We start from the raw sequence: 19,555 nt of genomic DNA, 5'->3' as shown, positions 1-19,555 counted from the left end.
GGGTCTACTTCCGCTTGCCCAGCGAGGGGGCGCCGCCGGACCGCACATCGAGCACACCGACGACGTTCTCCGGCCCCCGGCTGATCCGGCGGCGACGCTCCAGGTATGCGTCCAGCAGAAAGGCCAGCTCGAGCTCCGATGGGTGCGACTTACGTCGCCTGGAGGCGAAGGCCGCGGCGAGGTCCTTGAGCCGGGCCCTCCGGTTCCGCAGCATTGTCCTGGCGTCCGCCTCGTAATCCACTCCCCTGTCGATCAGGGCGCTGATCTCGGCATCACATCTCGCGATGGCGTTGCGAAACCCTTCGGCTGACGGTTCCTCGCACCACGTCAGAGTTTGCCGGACCTCCATCCGGGCGGTCTCGATCCGTTTCCGTTCCTTGTCGGGCAACGACCGCAAGCGCTTGGAGTCCGCGGCGGAGTCGGGAACCAGCGTGATTCGCCCGTCGGTTTTCGGAGGGACCTTGGCCGGCGCCACTGCCGCAGCCACTGCCGCCGCGGCCTGCCGCTCTCGGGCCTTGCGGACAGACCTCTTGATTGCCTTCTTGCTCTTCTGCGCGACCGCGCGTTTGGCCTTGAGTGCCCGGATCCGCGGAGCGTCGGCGGGGACGCCGTCCTCGATGAGAGCGACGATCTGGGCGTCGATTGCGGCGACGGCGCGATGGCGCTCCTCGTCGGTGTTCATGTCGGAAACACTATCCGGGTCTCGCCGCTCTCACGGCCTTCGTAGGATGTTCGAGGGACCCGCAACGCGCGGGTCCGCGTGTGTGAAAGGCCAGGTGCCAGGTGGCGGGTAAGCGGCGGAAGTCGGCGGAGCAGCAAACGCTCACGGGTGCGTTGCAGCCAGTGGTGCGAGATCTCGTCGACGACATGCGTGCTCGCCTCGCGGCTGACCTGGACAAGACGGCGGAGTGGAAGGCCATGCACGCGGCACTCAAGGAATCGCAGCGCACCGGTGCTACGTGGGCTGATTGGCAGGAGGATCAGCTGACCCAGGCGTCGGTGGGGTGGGTGCTCACGAGCGTCTTCGTACGGTTCTGTGAGGACAACGACCTGCTGGGGGCGCACCAACGCTGGATCAGCGGACCGGATCCGGACGGGCGTCGGCGGGCCGTGGACGAGCAGGACCGCTTCTTCTCGGCGAATCTGGACCAGAGCTTCCGTGGCTATCTTCGGCATGCGTTCTCCCAGCTGGAGCGCTCCCCTGCGGTGGCACCCCTGGTGGGCGAGCACTCGGGAATTCACATCGCCGAGCCGAGCGACGACGCGGCGCAGCGTTTGGTGGAGTTCTGGCGGCAGGCCAATGCAGAGAACGCGACCGTCTGGTCCCTGCGCGATCCGGCATTGGATACGCGGTTCCTGGGCGACATGTATCAGGACCTGTCGGAGTACGCCAAGAAGAAGTACGCGCTGCTGCAGACGCCGGAATTCGTCGAGGAGTTCATTCTCGACCGCACGCTGACCCCGGCGCTCAAGGAACGCTCTCCGCGGCTCCCGTCGGTCGATGCGGAGGGGCGCACCGGGGCGGTCGACTTCAAGGTCATCGACCCGACCTGTGGGTCGGGACACTTTCTCCTCGGTGCTTTCCACCGGATGCTGGACTACTGGCGTTCCGAGGCCCCCGGGGTGGAGGCGACCGAGCAGGTGCGCCTGGCGCTGTCCTCCATCCACGGAGTGGACATCAACCCGTTCGCCGTGGCGATCGCCCAATTTCGGCTCATGGTGGCGGCGCTCCAAGCGACCGGCGGGTCGAGCCTGCTCAACGTGCCCGCGCTGCCGCTACAGGTGCATGCGGGTGACTCGCTGCTGTGGAGTGAGGACTCGGCCGGGCAATCCGGGTTCGATTACGGCGATCTCACCGTCGATCCGGACGCTGTTGCCACCGGATTCCACTTGTCCACGGAGGACGTTGCGGCGCTGCGGCGAACGTTGGCGCGAGACCAGTACGACGTGGTGGTGGGCAATCCGCCGTACATCACGGTGAAGGATAAGACCCTTAAGTCGCGATACAAAGACCTATACAGTTACTGCCATGGGAAGTGGGTACTCACGATCCCCTTTATGGAGCAGTTCCACGCCCTCGCGAAATCCGGGACGCACGATCCTTCCCGGGCGGGGTGGATCGGGCAGATTACCTCGAACTCATTCATGATGCGGGAATTCGGCGTTACAGTGGTCAGAGAGTTCTTTCCACGAATGGATCTGCTTGAGGTAATTGACACCTCCGGGGCGTATATCCCTGGCCACGGGACTCCAACCGTCACCATCGTTTCTAGGAATCGCCGTCCGCAATCAACTTACCTACGTGCTGTCCTCGGAATCCAAGGCGAGCCGGGCGCTCCGGAGGATCCTGCAGAAGGCTCGGTGTGGCGCAGTATCGTGGAACTAATTGGAACTCCAGGACAGGAGAACCAGTGGATAAGTGTCCTGGACCTCCGAAGAGAAGTGCTGAGTAGCCATCCATGGTCACTTCAGGGCGGTGCCGCACCGAATACCTCACTCCAGATTAAACGCTGTACGGCTAAGTCTCTCGGGAAGACTGCTTCATCAGTCGGGATCATGTCAGTAACGGGTGAGGATTCTCTATACTTGATCGGCGGAAAACAAGTCGCAGCCAGACTGGGAATTGAAGAGACAATTCCACTTGTCGAGGGGGACTCCGTTCGTGAATGGGAGATATCGAATCCGGAGACTGCAATTTGGACATATGGACCCGAAAACAAGCCGATAGGCCTGAAGCGCCTCTCTTCTCAAAAGCTATTGTTTATCGCTCGGTCTTTCTTGAATAAACGGCGTCGATTCGGGACGCCGATGGTTGACCTTGGAATGGAATGGTGGGAATGGCAAGAAGTCTACTTCAGCAAGCGCAGTTCAGACTTGTCACTGGCGTTTGCGTTTGTGGCGACGCATAACCATTTTGTGTTGGATCGCGGCGGGAAGGTGTTCAAGCAGTCGGCGCCGGTGATCAAGTTGCCGGAGGGGGCGAGCGAGGACGATCATCTCGAACTGTTGGGCGTGCTGAACTCGTCGACGGCGTGCTTCTGGCTCAAGCAGAACAGCCACAACAAAGGAAGCACGGTCGACAACAAAGGCGCCCGGACCACTCTGGTGCCGTGGGAAAACTTCTACGAGTTCACCGGGACGACGCTGAAGGACTTCCCGCTTCCGGCGGGATCGGCGACGGAGCGTGCTCGGCGCATCGATCAGCTTGCGCAGGAGTTGGCGGCAGTCGAGCCAGCTGCGCTACTCGAGGGGGCAGCCCCGTCGGCGGAGCTGTTCGCCCGCGGTGAGGCGGAATGGGAACGAATTCGTGGTCTGATGATCGCCGAGCAGGAAGAGCTCGACTGGCAGGTCTATCACCTGTACGGGTTTACCGACTTCGACCTGTCGCTCCCGGTGGGTGAGGTGCCCGGGATAGCTCTGGGCGAGCGGGCGTTCGAGATTGCTCTCGCGCGCAGGGTGCAGGCCAGCGAGGCCGAGACGGCGTGGTTTGAGCGTCACCGCTCGACCCCGGTCACCGAGATCCCGGCCCACCTACCGGCCGCATACCGCGATGCCGTGCAGCGACGCCTGGACCTGATCGCCGAGGACCGCTCGCTCGAATTGCTCGAGCGTCCCGAGTACAAGCGGCGCTGGTCCTCTGTGCCCTGGGCCGACCGGGTCCGATCGGCGCTCGCCGCGTGGATCCTGGACAAGCTCGAGAACCCCGAGCTGTGGAAAGACCCCAACGGGTATCCGCAGCCGCAATCGGTTCGCCAACTCGCCGCGAAGGCGGAGACTGCTCCGCAGTTGGCAGGTGTGGCCGACGCCTTGGAGTTGTGGTCGAGCAAGAGGCAGGCGGGCGTGCTCGCCAACCTCGTCGCGTTGCTGGCGGACGAGGCAGTGCCGTACCTGGCCGCGCTGCGGCTCAAGGACTCGGGCTTGCGTAAGTTTGACGAATGGCAGGTCACCTGGGACGCCCAGCGCGCCGAGGACCGCGGTGAGATCACGACCGCGCAGGTTCCGGTGCCACCCAAGTACACCTCCGCCGACTTTCGCAAGACCTCGTACTGGCAGGCCAGAGGCAAGCTCGATGTGCCCAAGGAACGGTTCATCGCCTACCCCGGTGCCTCGGGGCCGGACGATCCCACCGCGATGCTGGGCTGGGCCGGCTGGGACCACGCCGAACAAGGCATCGCCCTGGTGTCGCTGTACGACGATCGCAAAGATGACACCGACCCCGCTCAGCTCGTCCCGCTAGTGGCCGGGCTGGCCGAGCTCATGCCGTGGATCCGCCAGTGGCACTCGGGCATGGACGCACACTCCGGTATCGACTGGGCCGACTATCTCGGCGGACAGCTCACCTCGCTCGCCGAGCGCTCCGGCGTCGCGATCGCTGACCTACCCGACTGGCGCCCCGCCCCCGCAACTCGCGGCCGCAAGCGCGTCGCAGCCTCCGCCACTACACCCGATAAGGAAAGCTAGAGGACATGGCCTTCACCCCTCCCGGCGCTACGGCAGGGTCGGGCACCAGCCCCACCCTGCGTGATGTCTTCTCGATCCCCGAGCACTCGGGAACCTCGACGTTCGTCCTCCAACTCTCCGACGCCGTCACCAGAGACGAACTCGGCACTACCCTGGCCGAGTACGTGGTGACCCCGTCCATTGGCGACGCCTTTGACGAGGCGCTCGCCCTGGTCGACAGCGCCCTGGCCACCGGAGAGAACAAGGGCGCCTTCCTCAAGGGCTCCTTCGGCTCCGGTAAGTCGCATTTCATGGCGGTGCTGCTCGCCCTGCTCACCGGGGACCCCCGCGCCCGCGCCATTGCCGAACTCCAGCAGCACATCGCCGACCACCCGCGGGCCACGTCGAGCAAGATCCTCGCGCTGCCCTTCCATTTCCTGGGCTCGAACTCCATCGAGGACACCCTCTTCTCGGCGTACCTCGAGCACCTGAACCGGCTCCACCCGGGAGTCACCCCGCCGGTACTCCACATGGCCGACGGGTTGCTGGAGAACGCCGAACAGATGCGTGCAGAGGTCGGCGACGAGCGATTCTTTGCACGCCTGGCCACTGCCACCACCGGACCTGGCGGCGTCACCTCGTCGTCGTCATCCACCCCCGGCGGCCTCGACCTGGCCGCGCTCGGCGGCGCCACCGCCACCACCTGGGACCGCGACTCCTACGACCGCGCCCGACACCCCGCCGCGTCCCGCGCCGAGCGGGACGCGCTCGTCTCCGCGCTCGGCCAGACGTGGATCACCTCCGCCCACACCAACACCGACTGGCTGCATCTGCCCGAGGGGCTGTCCGCCATCGCCGCGCACGCCAAGACCCTCGGCTACGACGCCGTGGTCCTGCTGCTCGACGAGCTGATCCTGTGGCTCACCTTCCACTTCTCTAACCGCGAGTTCTTCGGCCGCGAGATCCAGAAGCTCACCGGGTTCGTCGAATCCGACCAGGGGCGCATGGCAGTGCCGGTCGTCAGCTTTATAGCCCGGCAGCACGACCTCAAGGCGTGGAAGGACTCGTCCATCGAGGCCGGCGAGGCCACCAAGATCCGCGAGCAGGCCATCGCCCACCAGGAAGGCCGCTTCTCCGGCATCGCGCTCGGCTCGGCCAACCTGCCGCAGATCGCCCACCGTCGACTCCTCACGCCCAAGAACGCCGCGGCGGTTGAGGCTCTCGAGGCCTCGTTCCAACGGCTGCACCTGTCCCCGGCCGTCAAGCCCGTCCTGCTGGACAAGGTCAACACCGACGACCAGCATCGCGGTGCCACCGAGGAACAGTTCCGGCTCACTTACCCCTTCAGTCCGGTCCTCATCGACACCCTCGTCCACCTGTCCACCGCCATGCAGCGCGACCGCACTGCGCTCAAGGTGATGGAGTCGATGCTCGTCGACCTCGCCGACACCATGACCGTCGACCAGGTGATCCCCGTGGGCGAGGTATTCGACTACATCATCGACGGGACCCAGAAGGGTGGCACCGACGAGGCGGTGGCTGCTCGCTTCCGCACCGCGCGCACACTGTGGCAGGACAAGCTCCGTCCTGCCGTCCTCGCCCAGTTCCCGAACGCTGACCCGAGCGTGCGGGACCTGGACCAGCCCAAGGGCGTGCGGGCCCAGCTCCGGCTGGCCAAGACGCTGTTGCTCTCCGCTCTCGCGCCCGAGGTGCCAGGGCTCAAGGCGCTCACCGCCAGCCGCCTGGCGCACCTCAACCACGGGGAGCTCGTCTCGATCGTCGCCTCTGACGCGCCGACCCGCGCGCTCGCCTCTGTCCGCGAGTGGAACACCTCGGTCCCCGAGATCACCGTGGGCACAGACAGCCACGATCCGCTGATTTCCATCACGCTGGAGGAACTGCCCTTCGACGAGATCCTTGAGCGCGCCCGCGGCGAAGACACCTTCTCGCGGCGCCGCGAACGGCTCCGGTCGATGCTGCAGGAAGAGTTCGGGATAGCAGCCATCGACCCGCAGGCCGACGGCGCGCGCTCGACCCGGATCACCTGGCGCGGCACGAATCGGACCGTCGAGATCGTCTTTGGCAACGTCCGCGACCCCGGCTCTGTGCCCGACACCCTTATCGCCCCCGTCGAACCAGGGGCGCTGCGGGTGATCGTGGACCTGCCGTTCGACGAAGAAGGCCACGGAGTTTCCGAGGACCACGCCCGACTCGACCGCCTCCGTACCGACGGCCACGATCACTTCACGCTCGCCTGGGTCCCCGCGTTCCTCGACCGCAAGCAGATGGACGACCTGGGCAAGCTCGTCACCATGGACTGGGTTCTGCAGTCGGAGAAGTGGCTCGGCTACACCAGCTACCTCGCCGACGGCGACCGTGAGCGGGTCCGCCAGGTCATGGTGACCCAGCGCAACCAGCTCGCCGGGCAGCTCGCCGCCATCCTGCGCAAGATGTACGGCATCGCCGAGGGCGCAGTGTTCCCCGAGGGGCAGCCGCCAGTCCGCTCGTTGAGTTCCTCCGTGGTGGTGCAGCGGCCCGTCGGCGCCTCGCTGCGCGAGGCCGCCCGGCGGCTCTACGATCAGGCCTTTGACCAGCGCTACCCCGACCACCCTCGGTTCGACACCACCAGCGCGCTCACGCAGAAGGACTTCGCGGTCTCACTCGACGTGCTGCGCCGGTCCGACGCCCGTGAGGACGGCCGCGCCGCGGTTGTCGCTGCCGAGCGCAAGTCCGTCCAGCTCGTGCTGGGTGGCCTCCGGGTGGCCGACGTCCACGAGTCGCACCTCGTGTTCCCCAGCGCTACCTTTGCCACTCTGGCCGGGCAGATCGACCGCGCGCTCGCCGAGACAGAGAAGTCCGGGCAGGCCGACGGTGTGCTCACGGTGGCGCAGGTCGTGGCCGCCGTCGAGAAGCTCATGCCGCAAGCAGGGCTCAACCGCGACTGCACCACCCTCCTCGCGGCGGCGTGGGCCGAGTCCCGCGACCGCAGCTGGTTCACTTACGGAACGCCCGTCGCAGCGCCGGCCTTCAAGGACATCCAGCAGTCCCACCAGCTGCGCGAACCCGTACTGCCCGAACAGGGCGAGTGGGATCGTGCCGTCCAGGCTGCCCAGCACCTCTTTGGCATTCCCGAGCGAGGTCACCTCTCCCCCACCAACCTCACCCACCTGGCGGGTGAGGTGGCGAGCAAGGCAGAGGAGTTCAAGCGGTCCAGCGAGGATCTGGTCGAGCAGCTGGCCAAGCTCGAGCATCGGCTGGGACGGAGCGAGGAGGGGCGCCGCCTCCAGCTGGCCCGCCGGCAGACGCAGCTGCTGCAGACGCTGGTGCGCAAGAAGCAGCACCACGGCGAGATCGTGGCGGCCCTCGCCGCCGCCAGCGAGGGGCCTGGCACCTACCTCGGGGCCACCACCAACGAGGCGAGTCAGTCCATCACCACCGCCGAGGAAGTGGCCGCCGTAGCCCGCAACATCGGCCCGAACCTCGAGACGCTGCTCGGCGGACGCGCCAAGCAGGGGCCCCTCGGGGGTGAGGCCACGCAGATCGTGAAGGACCTGGACAACGGGGTCGACACCCACGAGTTCGTCCAGCATCTGGTCACGTCTGTTCAGAAGTTTGAGAAGCGCGCTCAGGACTGGATCAACAAGGTGATCGCCGGCGGAGACGGCCCCGGGAGCGGCGGCACTGGCGGCACTGGGGACGTCGGTGGAGGCGCGGGTCCGGGGGATAACGGCGGTTCCGGGACTGGTTCCGGCAGCGACGACGGCGAGACCGGCGGCGGCTCGGGAGCAGACGGCGTGGTGATCACGGGCTCCGGTCGACGCCGGACATTCGAGGCGCACGGCAGCCAAGTTGAAGGGGCGATCCACACCGCCCTCGCTGATCTTGGGCGGAGCTACGGGACGGGCACCCGCTTCCGGATCGAGATCACCGCCGAGGAGTCCGGAACGTGACCCCGGCCAGTGCCGGGTTAGCGGGGAGCGTCACTTCGTCGTCGTCCCTCGGTACGGCGACCGCCGCCGACCTCATTCCACTCCTCCACGGCCTCTACCGGGACAAGCAGCACAAGCGCGGTTTACTGGTGATGCACGCCCGTCCCGAATGGGACGGCACCGAGCTGCGTGTTGACGACCTCACCGTGCCGGTCCACTGCTGCCGGACGGTGCTGGAGATCCGGGACGTGGTGCGGCACCGCAAGGATCCCGAGGTGCCGTGGCGCGTCGTGCTCACCGACCTCCCCGAGGAGCAGATTCCCCAGGGAGTTAAGGAGCACTTCCAGCCGCTTGGGCGCATGCGGGAACTCGACCCCGTGGGCACCCTGCTCGGGATGTTCTCCGCCGACAAGACCGACGGCCGCATCCCCCGAGGTCGGGACGACGTCCGGGGGCTCACGACCGCGCTGGCCGACCACCGCGACACCCTCGCCCCCACCCCGACTCCGGTCCTCACCGCCGACCACCTCTACGGGTCCATCAGCACGCTCGTGCTGGGTCTTGAACAGGACTACCGGCTCGCGGACCTCCTGGCCTGGAGCGCCACCCCCGACGCCCACGCCGTGTGGGACGAGCTGGCCTCGCGGCTCACATCTCACGTCCGCGCGGGGCTCATCACGTGGCTGTGCCGCACGTTCACGCTGACGGGCCCCGGGATCCGCAGCCTGTGGGCCAAGAACGGGCCACGGGCGCTCCTGCCCGCCGGCCTGGTAGCAGAGACCCTCCGCACGCCCGACTGGCAGGACACACCCACCGAACTCACCGGAGCGCGGGCCCTGTTCAGCCACCACATCGGCGCCACCCTCGGAGACCAGTCTCTGCGCGAATGGGGGGCCGCCGCTGCCAAGGCGGTCCGCACCTCACTGGATCACGGGCAGCCGGTCACCGCCGTACTCGGCGAGGCCCACCGGTTGATCACCGGATTCGAGCAGAACGGTGGCGCCTCCCTCCTCGCAGGATCAACCGTCCTGCCCGGTGCCTTCCAGCGACGCCTCGACGTGTACGCCCGCGGCCTGGCCACCGCCCTCGACGGAGGGGGTGAGACCGCGTTGCTGCGGGGGCTCGAGGCGCTGCGGGCGCACGTCGACGCCGAGCGCTCCCGGCCCGACGACCTCGAGACCGCCGCCGCGCTGGTCCGGCTCCACCGGTGGAATCGGACCGAGGCCGCCGCCATGGCCGACCGGCTGCGTTCCGCCGGTCACGTCGAGGCGATGCGCGCGTACGTTGACGAGCTGAGCTGGGTGGACCGGGCCGTCAACTCGGCGTGGCGTGGATTCACCGCCGATCCCAAGCCCGCGATTGGGCAGTCTGCGGCGGACCCCGACGCGCTCGGTCGTCGCGTCCTCGACCGCACCCTCGCCGTACGACGCGACATCGACCGGACCTTCGCTGCGCTCGTCGGTGCGCGATTGGCCGACCGCTCCACCGCCGGCGACGCCCTGCTTATGGAGGACGTGCTGTCCAGGGTCGTCGCGCCCCTGCGGAAGTCCGGGCCAGTCGAATCCGGTCAACGGAGTGAGCGGGCGCTGCTCGTGGTGGTGATCGATGGACTTTCCGTGGCCGCCGCGCACGGGCTTCTCGAGGACGTGGCAACCCGTCACGCCACCGTCTGGCAGCGGCTCGACCTGGCCTCCCTCGGACTCGACGTGGCCGCCTCCGCCCTGCCGTCGGTGACTACGGCGTCGAGGACCTCCATGCTCAGCGGAGAGCTGGCCCTCGGCGGGCAGCAGGAGGAGCGGACCGGGTTCGCCGCCCTGTTCCCCGCCCACCCCTCGGTCAGCGACGGGCCGCTGTTCCACAAGGCAGACCTTGACGCGAGCATCGGCGATACCGTCCGCAGCGCCATCTACGACACCACGCACGTCCCCGTGGTGGGCGCGGTGCTTAACACCGTCGATGACGCTCTCGACCGGTCCGACCCCATCGCCACCACCTGGACCACCTCGCGCATCACCCACCTGGACAAGCTGCTCGACTACGCCCGCGCCGTCGGACGAGACGTGGTCCTGCTCTCCGACCACGGTCACGTGGTCGAACGCAGTCGAATCGGCAAGGTCACCGCCGACGGCGCCGTGAGCGCCCGGTGGCGGCCCGCCGCCGGGGCGCCCGCCCAGGACGGTGAGCGAGCCGTGTCCGGAAACCGGGTGCTCGCGCCCGGCGCCAGCGGCGCACCGCATCACAGCGCGGTCCTCGCCGTAGACGAGGACCTGCGCTACACCGGCAAGAAGGCCGGCTACCACGGCGGCGCCTCCCCCGCCGAGGTCTGCGCGCCCGTCGCCGTCCTGGTCCAGAGCCTCAACGGGCTCGGAGAGGACTCGCCGTTCCCCGCCGGGCCGCCCGTCCAGGACCCGTGGCCCGCGTGGTGGCCGATCGCGACGGCGACGCCGACCGTTGCTGAGGCCAAGACGGCCGTGGGGCAGCCCGCCGCAGGACGGGCCGAGCAGCCGACCGCGGCGAAACCCTCCACGCGACGAGCCGCGCAGCGGGACGCCAACCAGGTCTCGCTGTTCGAGTCGCTCGACGGAGATGAGTCGCCTGTTTCCCCTCCACCCGCCCGGTCGAAGCAGCCCGCAGATAAATTTTCGGATCTGAGCCGTGCCCCGTACTTCAAGGAGCGTGTCAAAGCGCACCAACTCAAGCCCACTCCCCGCGAGTTGGCCGACGTGCTGCGCGACATCGCCGCCAACAACGGCCGCATGCCTATCGCCGTGCTCGGGACCAGGCTCAGACTCAACCAGCTGCAGATCAACGGCACCATCGCGAGGATCCAGAAGGTCGTCAACGTCGACGGCATGCCGGTCCTCGAGCGTGAGGACAACGACGTGGTGCTGGCGTCCCAGACCCTCTTTGACCAGTTCGGACTGTAGATGACCGTCTCCCCCGCCCGCCGTACCGCGATCATCGACGCCCTCCGCCGCGGCACCGTCCCCGCCGACGGGCTGGACCAGCTCGCCGTGGGCCTCGACCGACTGGCGCCGGTCCTGGGAGAAGAACTGGACAAGGTCGCCGGTGGTGCCGCAGTGTTCAAGGCAGTCCGGGGCGAGTACGGCTCCGGCAAAACCTTCTTCGCGCGCTGGCTCCAGCAGCAGGCCCTCGATCGCGGGTTCGCCGTGTCCGAGGTCCAGATCTCCGAACTCGAAACGCCCCTGCATCGGCTCGAGACCGTGTACCGGAGGGCCTGCGAAGAACTCCGCACCCCCGCCGTCTCACGACAGGCATTCCGGGCGGTGCTCGACGATTGGCTCCTCGGGGTGGAAGACGACGCGGCTTCCTCCGGAGCAGACGGCGCCGAACTGCTCGAAGAAAGACTGCGATCGGTCGCCGACGCTGCGCCCGTGTTCCCGCTCGCCCTGCGGGGGTATCGGGACGCATTGCTCAACGGTGAGATCGAGGTGGCCGACGGGCTTGCAGCCTGGCTCGGGGGTCAGCGCAACGTTGCCGCGTCTGCTAAACGAGCAGCCGGGGTGAAGGGCGAACTCGACCACTTCCTGGCAATGGGCTTCTTTCAGGGGCTACTCCAGGTGCTCGCCGGCTCCGGCCACCGCGGGCTCCTGCTGGTCCTGGATGAGGTCGAGACACTCCAGCGCATGCGCGGCGACGTGCGAGAGAAGGCGCTCAATGCTCTGCGGCAGTGGATAGACGAGCTCGATTCGGGGCGCTACCCCGGGATGTACCTGCTCATCACCGGGACCAGCGCCTTCTTCGAAGGACAGCAGGGCATCAAGCGACTGCCTCCGCTCGACCAACGGATCGGCGTGAAGTTCGACGCCGACCCCCGATTCGACAACCCCCGGCAACCGCAGATCCGGCTCCAGGCCTTCGACTTCGACCGACTGGTCGAGGTGGGATCGCGCGTGCGTGACCTCTACGCGGTCGGCCTCGACCCCGCCGTCGCCCAGAGGATCACCACCCTCGTCGACGACACCTACCTGCGCGTGCTCGCCGAATCCGTGGCGGGAAAACTCGGCGGCCAGGTGGGGATCGCACCCCGCCAGTACCTGCGGATGCTCGTCGACTGCCTGGATCGCGTCGAGATGTTCCCGGACTTCCTCCCGCGACTGCACTTCACCCCGACGCTCGACGCGTCCGACCTCAGTCAGAGCGAACGGTCCGCGGTGGCGGCCTCGTCGTCGTCAATCATCGACGACCCCGACGCCATCGAGCTCTAGATGGACCACCGCGCCCCGCAGGGCTTCCCCGCGCTGCACCCGCTACTGCAGCACCACGTGGTCAACTCCCTCGGCTGGCCCGGCCTGCGGCCACTGCAGGAGGAGACCGTCCGGCCGCTCATCGACGGCGAGGACGCCCTACTGCTCGCGCCGACCGCCGGCGGCAAGACCGAGGCTGCCGTCTTCCCCGTCCTCACCCGCATGGCCCACGAGGACTGGGCCGGGCTGACCGTCCTGTACGTGACCCCGCTCAAGGCGCTGCTCAACAACCTCGCCGTGCGACTGGTCGACTACACCGCGTGGATGGGTCGCCGCGTCGAGGTGTGGCACGGGGACGTCGGCGAGAGTGCCCGCAGAGCCATCCGCGCCGACCCCCCGGACATCCTGCTCACCACGCCCGAATCCATCGAGGCGATGCTCGCCTCCACCAAGACCGACCACCGCACGCTGTTCGCGAACCTGCGGACCGTGGTGATCGATGAGGTGCATGCCTTTGCCGGCGACGACCGCGGATGGCATCTGTCCGCTGTGCTCTCGCGTCTCGAGCACCTGGTCGGGCGGCCCCTGCAGCGGATCGGGATGAGCGCGACCGTCGGCAACCCCGAGGAGCTGCTGCAGTGGTTGCAGGGCGGTGTCGACGGGCGGGCCGGTCGGGTGATCGCGCCTGGCGTCGCCGTGGGTGAGGCGGTCCGGCCTGTCGCCGGTGACGCTGACATCGTCGTGGACGCCGTCGACACTCTCGACTCCGCCGCTGTGTTGCTGTCCAAGCTGTACCGGGGGCAGAAACGGCTCGTCTTTGTGGACAGTCGACGGCAGGCCGAGGAGCTCGCATCGATGCTCCGGGGCTTCGACGTGGACGTGTACCTCTCGCACTCGTCGCTCTCCGCCGAGGAACGGAGGCGGTCCGAGCTGGCCTTTGCCGAAGCGCGCGACTGCGTGATCGTGGCGACTTCAACCCTCGAGCTGGGCATCGACATCGGGGACCTGGACCGGATGATCCAGATCGGTGCCCCGACCACCGTGTCGAGCTTCCTCCAGCGGCTCGGCCGGACCGGACGCCGCGCTGGCACCGTCCGCAACTGCCTGTTCATCGCTACCGAGCCCCGGCACTTGCTCCGGACGCTGGGGCTCCTGCATGCCTGGGGCACGGGATACGTCGAGCCCGTCGTCCCTGCACCGGTCCCGCTGCACCTGGTGGCGCAGCAGATCATGGCGGCGATGCTGCAGGAGGGCGCGCTGCCGCGGTATGGCTGGCAGGACCGGTGGGCGGCCACCCCGCTCATGCATGTGGACACCCTGGAGCGTCCCGCCGAGCTGATCGTCGACTTCCTCGTGGAGCGCGGGTACCTCAACGTCGACGGCGGCGCCATGTTCCTCGGGCCCGATGCTGAGCGGGTGTTTGGCCGCCGACATTTCATGGACCTGCTCACTACCTTCGCGATGCCGCGAGAGTTCACCGTTCTCGCCGGCCGGCAGGAGGTGGGCACCGTGGAGTGGAGGGCTCTCACTAGCGGCGATGGGCCAATTCATCTGCTTCTCGCCGGGCGGTCCTGGAAGGTCACCGACATCAACTGGCCCAGGCACCGGGTGCAGGTGGAGCCCGCCGCGGGCGGCGGCAGAGCACGGTACGGGTTCGGGGGCGCCGACATCGGTCGGCAGGTCGCGCAGGGCATGCGCGCTGTGTTGCTGGGAGAGCTCCCCGAGCAGATTCGGCTCACCGCCCGCGCCCGCGCCGCGCTCGCCGACGATGAGGACCGGTTGCGTCACACGGTGAGCCCACACGGCCCGGTGTGGACCACCACGGACAACGTCCGGAAATGGTGGACCTACGAGGGCAGTGCTGCCAATCGTCGTTACCAAGCGGCGCTCGGGCCGGCGTTAGGCGAGGAGCTGGCGCCGCAGGGAGGGTTGGTCCAGCCCGACGCGATTACCCTGCACGAGGGCATGCCCACCGGGCCTGCAGCGGAGCGGCTCGAGTTCTGGGAGTCCCTACCGGAGAGTGAGCGGCCGCTCCCTGCGGTTCCGCCCACACTGGTGGAAAAACTCAAGTTTTCCGAGGCGCTTCCCGTCGAGTGGGCCATCGAGGTAATTGCAAGACGTGCCACATATCGATGACCGATACCTCGGCGAATCCGCTTAGAGGCCTGCTAACCTGTACGAAACTCGGGGGCTGGAAACGCCCACACGTAACAAAATTTGTAAGGAAAAGCGATGTCGGAAATTCGCAAAGCAGCTAAGGCTCAAACGCAGGTTGAAGGCCAGAGGATTGAGTGGATCTTCGAGCAGTATAATGGCGGTTACTTCAACGTGAACCGTCGCTATCAGCGCAAGCTCGTTTGGTCCCTTTCGCAGAAGGAGTCACTTATTGACTCGATACTGAGGGATATCCCCATCCCCCTTATCTTGCTCGCCAAGTCAGAGCAGGTGGATGGCTCTTACGAAATCATTGACGGTCTCCAGCGGATCAACGCAATAATCTCCTTTCTTGAGAACAAGTATTCGTTCGACGGAGATTACTTCAACTTGGAAGCGTTGGGCCTGACGAAGTATCTACGCGACAACGGAGAATTGGTTCAGCAAACCCCTATTATGTCTAGAGAGTCATCGCTCCGAGTCGCTCAGTATAAACTCCCAGTCTCCACATATAAAGCAAGCTCTTCGAGCTTGGTCGATGAGACGTTTCGCCGGATTAACTCTTCTGGCAGGAAGCTTGGAATGCAGGAAGTCCGACAAGCCGGGAGCACCAGCCAAATTTCCCACGTGGTGAGAAGAATCTCCGCAGGGATCCGAGGCGATGTGTCGCGCAGCGATTATATTCCACTCTCGGAAATGTCTCAGATTTCGCTCCGCTGGAAAGAGGACTCAGAAGGCGACGGGATCCCAGTCGAGGAGATATTCTGGATTTCGGAAAGGATCTTGCGCCGTGATGACTTGAGGTCTTCTCAAGACGAGCAGCTGGTTTTGGATCTCTTGGTTGACATACTTACCCGCGGAAAGTTTGATACCTCCACCGAGGTGCGGGATAGTGTTTACGACATTGGGTCCGAAGTGGGCCGAGTAGTCGATTCCGAGCTTACGAAATTGTCTGACCCAGATGTTCTTCTTATTCAATTCACTGCTATCTTGCAGCTAATGAGCAAGATTTCCAAACTTGGGGGAAAGTCGTGGACCCAGCACACGGGGAAGTCCACTAACAATCCAGCGGCCCGTTTTTTCTATATCGCATTTCGCGCATTTTATACTCTGATGTATGAGAAGGACCGGGAGGTTTCGAACCTGGCTTACGTCGTGAAGGCGACGGAAGGATATTGGACGGGCCAGAATCTTGATCTAGGAGGCACGTGGAAATCAAGTTCAAGACAAACGCAGGTCCGTAAATTTATCGGCGCTATCCAGGATGGATTTAGTGAGCGGACCTCGCCGGAGATTTCCGTCCATCGCGAGGATTCTGAGAGGCTGAGACAAGATTATCTGCGTTTTGCGTCCGAGAACCGATTTTACGAACTCAAGCAAGGGTTCACCGACCTTTCTGCTTCTGCCCCTAGCGTCCAGCCGTTCAAGACGCGTAAGGAGTTCGTCGAGAAGCTAATTAAGACCAGTGTTGCGATGTCGAATACTGCCCCCGGGGCGACCGGGGTAATATATGTCGGCATATCGGATTCGCATGGAACAACCACAGCGGTGGAGGCGAAGTACGGCGTTAAGCCTATACGTATTGCGGATTCTGCGGAAGGTCTGCCGAACGGCGTAATCGGTATAGACCACGAATTCCGTGTCCTAGGCGTCGACTTGGATACATTGCTCGAGACGATCAAGAATTGGATCCTGGCGACTGACTTAATTCCCGAATCGAACAACGCATTCAAGCGCGCACTGATCAATGGCGTTCGCCCGATTCGTTTGCATTCAGCGGAGGGAGATATCCGCACTGTCATATCTATCCATGCGCCGGCAGTCGATGCGCCAATCCAGTACGACGGGAAGTTCTGGGAGAGAATTGGCTCAAGCAACCATGAGTTCTTGATTGAGGAGCGAGAGATCGAGAATTTGTTCCAGAGGTACGAAGAATTCAAGTACCGTGCGATGTAGGCGGCGCCTTGGCCACTCGTGGAGTGGTGTGGTTTTCGAGGGGCAATAGCCGCAGTCCGTTAGTTGCTCGAGTTCGACGGTCACATGCGCGAACGTCCGCGTGCCCTCGCTGCGCTGGGTTACGCGAGTTCGACGATCTCCATGTACTCCTGGTTCCACAGGTCCTCCGTGCCGTCCGGCAGGATGATGACCCGCTCCGGCTCGAGGGCCTCCACGGCGCCGGGGTCGTGGGTCACCAGGACGACAGCGCCCTCGTAGGTGCGCAGCGCGTCGAGGACCTGCTCGCGCGAGATCGGGTCGAGGTTGTTGGTGGGCTCGTCGAGCAGCAGCACGTTGGCCGCGGACGACACCAGCCCGGCCAGCGCCAGACGCGTGCGCTCACCGCCGGAGAGCGTGCCGGCGGGCTGCTCGAGCTGCGGGCCGGAGAACATGAACGCGCCCAGCAGCCCGCGCAGGTCCTGCTCCCCCGCGTCGGGCGCGGCGTGGCGGATGTTCTCCCACACGCTGGCGTCCATGTCCAGGGTGTCGTGCTCCTGCGCGAAGTAGCCGATTTTCAGGCCGTGGCCGGAGACCACGCCGCCCTCGCCGTCGGTGCGCTCGACACCTGCGAGGAGCTTGAGCAGCGTGGTCTTGCCGGCGCCGTTGTAGCCCAGCACCACCACGCGGCTGCCCTTGTCGATCGCCAGATCGACCCCGGCGAACACCTCCAGCGAGCCGTACATCTTGGTCAGGCCCTTCGCGAACAGCGGCGTCTTGCCGCACGCGGCGGGCGTCGGGAACTTGATGTGCGCGACCTTGTCGGCGACGCGCACCTCGTCGAGCTCGTTCATCATGGTCTCGGCGCGGCGGATCATCTGCTTGGCGGCGGCGGCCTTCGTGGCCTTCGCCCCGAGCTTGGCGGCCTGCTGCTTGAGCGCGGAGGCCTTCTTCTCGGCGTTCGCGCGCTCGCGGCGGCGACGCGCCTCGTCGGTGGCGCGGGCGTCGAGGTACTTCTTCCAGCCCATGTTGTAGGCGTCGATCTCCCCGCGCACGGCGTCGAGGAACCACACCTTGTTGACCACGGCCTCGAGCAGCTCGACGTCGTGGGAGATGATGATCAGCCCGCCCTCGTGCTTCTCCAGGAACTGGCGCAGCCACGTGATGGAGTCGGCGTCGAGGTGGTTGGTGGGCTCGTCGAGCAGGAGCATGGTCTGCGACTTGCCGGCACCGTCGGAGGCGGCGAAGAGGATCCGGGCCAGCTCCACGCGGCGGCGCTGACCGCCCGAGAGCGTGCCGAGATTCTGCGTGAGGATCCGGTCCTCGAGGCCCAGGCTGCTGCAGATCCGCGCCGCCTCGCTCTCGGCCTCGTACCCGCCGCGGGCGGAGAACTCGTCCTCGAGTCGGCCGTAGCGGCGCACGGCCTTGTCCATCGCCTTGTCGTCGGGGGCGTCGACCATCTGCTGCTGGGCTGCGGTCATGTCGGCCATGAGGACATCGAGCCCGCGGGCCGAGAGGACGCGGGACCGGGCCAGCTGGTCCATGTTGCCCTCGCGGGGATCCTGCGGCAGATACCCCAGATCTCCGGTCCTCACGACCTTGCCGGCATACGGCTCACCCTCGCCGGCGAGGATCCTCATCGTCGTCGTCTTACCCGCGCCGTTCCGTCCCACCAGGCCGATCCGGTCGCCGGGCTGGACCCGCAACGAGGACCCGTCCATGTGGAGCAGGGTGCGCACGCCGGCGCGCACCTCCAGGTCGTCGATGGTGATCACGTGCGCGGGTACCTCGCTGTAGCTTTCGGGGAAGAGTCGGCGGCCCGCCCGCATTCGGGTTAGGGCCGACCTGCCACTCTACCTGCGGCGCGAGTGAGCCGACGAGTCCGGTGACGTGGGTCTCCGGGACCAGAGCGCGTACGCGGGGTCGGTCTTCGAGCGGATTCTCCCGCCGCGCTTCGTTCGCTGCGACCTGTGGGCGGCCTTCCAGGCGTCCGCAGTGTGCAGCCGCTCCCGGCCCTGGCTCATCGCTCCCGCCCGTGCATCCCCGCCCGGCGCGGCCGCGTCGCGATTCCGCACAGCCGCTCGTCTGCCTGGCGTCTCGCTCCTGCAGATGTCCACGACAGCCCTCCTCGCCCCTCACGATGGCGTCTCGCCCGCGCATCGGGGCAGGCCAGACGCCATCGTGAGGGGCGGCTGCGAAAGCTCAGCCCGCGCGTCGACCGTAGAGGTTCTGCACGCAGCGGCCGAGCCGCCCGCGATCGTCCGAGATCAGCGTGTCGGTGAGCACTCCCTGACCGGGCCCGCCGACGGTCTCGCTGTCCAGGTGTACCCAGCCGGGTTCGGGGTCGCGGTGCAGCGAGACCACGAGGTCGCAGTTGACCGCCGGGTGGCTCAGCGGATCGCTGGCCAGGGACACCCCGCTGGCGGAGTCGGCCACCACCACGGTGTGCTGCCACCCGGTCATGCGCTCCCCCTCGACGAGATCGACGCGCGCACGCCCCCAGGCCTGCGCGGGCCCGAGCTCGTCGCCGCCGCCGGAGACGAAGGAGAAGTCCACGACGGACAGGTAGCCGTCGGCGTGGGCGAAGCTCATCATCGGTCCGCGTTCGCGTGTGGTGGGCACGGGCGGCCCGTCGTGGGTTCCGACCGTGGGGAAGTCGTCGGGAGTGCGGCGCATCCGCCACCCGCGGGCGACGAGCGCGGGCCGGCCGGCCACGGAGGCGGTGGCCTCGAGGAGTTCGACGCTGCGTCCCGGGCGCACGGTGCGGACCTCGATGTCGAGCGGCGCGATGGGGACGGGCCCCAGCACGTCCACCGAGACCCGCGCCAGCCGCAGCGTCGGGTCCGCCTCGAACCGCTCCATCGCCCGCACCAGCAGCGCGCTCGGCGGCCC

9 protein-coding genes are annotated in these 19,555 nt (G+C 66.5%); 6 read left to right on the top strand and 3 right to left on the bottom strand.

The window, feature by feature from the left end; all coding sequences use genetic code 11:
• Positions 1-4: 4 nt before the first annotated feature.
• On the bottom strand, positions 5-682 hold the full coding sequence (locus G6030_RS03670; RefSeq protein ID WP_182642242.1) for a hypothetical protein: 678 nt from the start codon (positions 680-682) through the stop codon (positions 5-7).
• Positions 683-783: 101 nt separating this feature from the next.
• Here G6030_RS03670 and pglX point away from each other — a divergent pair, with 101 nt between their 5' ends.
• The 6 genes from pglX to G6030_RS03640 all read left to right on the top strand — a co-directional run bounded on the left by pglX (position 784) and on the right by G6030_RS03640 (position 16,687).
• Positions 784-4,461, top strand: a complete 3,678-nt coding sequence (pglX, locus tag G6030_RS03665) for a BREX-2 system adenine-specific DNA-methyltransferase PglX (protein WP_347238567.1) — start codon at positions 784-786, stop codon at positions 4,459-4,461.
• Positions 4,462-4,466: 5 nt separating this feature from the next.
• Complete coding sequence (locus tag G6030_RS03660; protein WP_182642241.1) at positions 4,467-8,390, top strand: DUF6079 family protein; 3,924 nt, start codon at positions 4,467-4,469, stop codon at positions 8,388-8,390.
• Positions 8,387-11,296: a BREX-2 system phosphatase PglZ gene (pglZ, locus tag G6030_RS03655; RefSeq protein ID WP_182642240.1), complete on the top strand. Its 2,910-nt coding sequence runs from the start codon at positions 8,387-8,389 to the stop codon at positions 11,294-11,296. The genes G6030_RS03660 and pglZ overlap by 4 nt, the downstream gene beginning before the upstream one ends.
• A complete protein-coding gene (gene brxD / locus G6030_RS03650) occupies positions 11,297-12,598 on the top strand; it encodes a BREX system ATP-binding protein BrxD (protein WP_182642239.1) in 1,302 nt (433 codons plus the stop codon).
• Complete coding sequence (locus G6030_RS03645; RefSeq protein WP_182642238.1) at positions 12,599-14,713, top strand: DEAD/DEAH box helicase; 2,115 nt, start codon at positions 12,599-12,601, stop codon at positions 14,711-14,713.
• Between the two features lie 96 nt (positions 14,714-14,809).
• A complete protein-coding gene (locus G6030_RS03640; protein ID WP_182642237.1) occupies positions 14,810-16,687 on the top strand; it encodes a DUF262 domain-containing protein in 1,878 nt (625 codons plus the stop codon).
• Between the two features lie 119 nt (positions 16,688-16,806).
• Here the strand turns inward: G6030_RS03640 and G6030_RS03635 are convergent, their stop codons facing one another.
• Complete coding sequence (locus G6030_RS03635; protein WP_182642236.1) at positions 16,807-18,438, bottom strand: ATP-binding cassette domain-containing protein; 1,632 nt, start codon at positions 18,436-18,438, stop codon at positions 16,807-16,809.
• A gap of 427 nt (positions 18,439-18,865) precedes the next feature.
• Positions 18,866-19,555, bottom strand: a 690-nt coding sequence (locus G6030_RS03630; RefSeq protein WP_182642235.1) for a thioesterase family protein, incomplete at its 5' end; no start/stop codon positions are given.

Origin of the sequence: Dietzia sp. E1, assembly GCF_014145015.1 — a bacterium.
In the GTDB taxonomy this organism is placed as follows: Bacteria; Actinomycetota; Actinomycetes; order Mycobacteriales; family Mycobacteriaceae; genus Dietzia; species Dietzia cinnamea_A.
The sequence above is the reverse complement of the archived record's forward strand: the minus strand, read 5'-3'. Positions and strand labels throughout refer to the sequence as shown.